Raw genomic sequence first — 727 nt, 5'->3', positions numbered from 1 at the left:
CACAGCTTGTTTGCCAGCTCCCCGAGCCTTATCGCAGGCTTCCACGTCTTTCATCGCCTCTGACTGCCAAGGCATCCACCGTATGCGCTTAGTTGCTTGACTATATAACCCCAAACCAACTGTTTAACCGCTCTGTCGGCCGAAGCCTCCAGGTTGGTTCCACAGTGTCAGCAACCTTTTGTCCTGCTGACGCTTGATCCAAGATTAAGCAACCCAACGATTAACACCGGATAACGCTTGAAATCGCTATCATTGGATTCTTCGTTTCGGAGATAAAGAAACGAATCATCCGCTTTGCAATCTTGTCCGCATTGTTAAAGAGCATGTCTGACCCAGTGATCAGAAAGAAGGGCTTCGAAGTTGATCGTTCATCAATCCGAAACACTTGTTTCTGCACACTGACCGTAGTCAGGTATCCGTATAGTTGGTGGAGCCAGGCAGGATCGAAGTCGTTCGCGACCCCGGACCGACCTCCTGCGTGCAAGGCAGGCGCTGCCATCCTATCAACTCATCCACCATACAGCTTGAATTGGTGGAGCTGAGCGGGATCGAACCGCTGACCTCCTGCGTGCAAGGCAGGCGCTCTCCCAGCTGAGCTACAGCCCCAGTAAAGCTGCCAGGAATTGGGCAGATCGAGGCGTGTTTGGACGCCGCATAGCCTGCTATGCAAGTCCGAACACAACGATGAGCTGCGCAATTCTGGTGGGTCTGGGTGGACTTGAACCAC

At 53.0% G+C, this 727-nt stretch carries 1 tRNA gene and 1 rRNA gene; both read right to left on the bottom strand.

What is annotated here, in order from left to right:
• Nucleotides 1–102: ribosomal RNA gene (locus tag EB809_RS20885) — 23S ribosomal RNA — on the bottom strand; the annotation flags it as partial.
• 428 nt (nt 103–530) lie between these two features.
• A tRNA-Ala gene (locus EB809_RS20880) sits at nt 531–606 on the bottom strand.
• Nucleotides 607–727: the final 121 nt, after the last annotated feature.

The sequence above is a fragment of the Marinobacter sp. R17 genome (assembly GCF_003789045.1).
In the GTDB taxonomy this organism is placed as follows: domain Bacteria; phylum Pseudomonadota; class Gammaproteobacteria; order Pseudomonadales; family Oleiphilaceae; genus Marinobacter_A; species Marinobacter_A mangrovi.
This window is presented reverse-complemented; position numbering and strand designations above follow the sequence as displayed.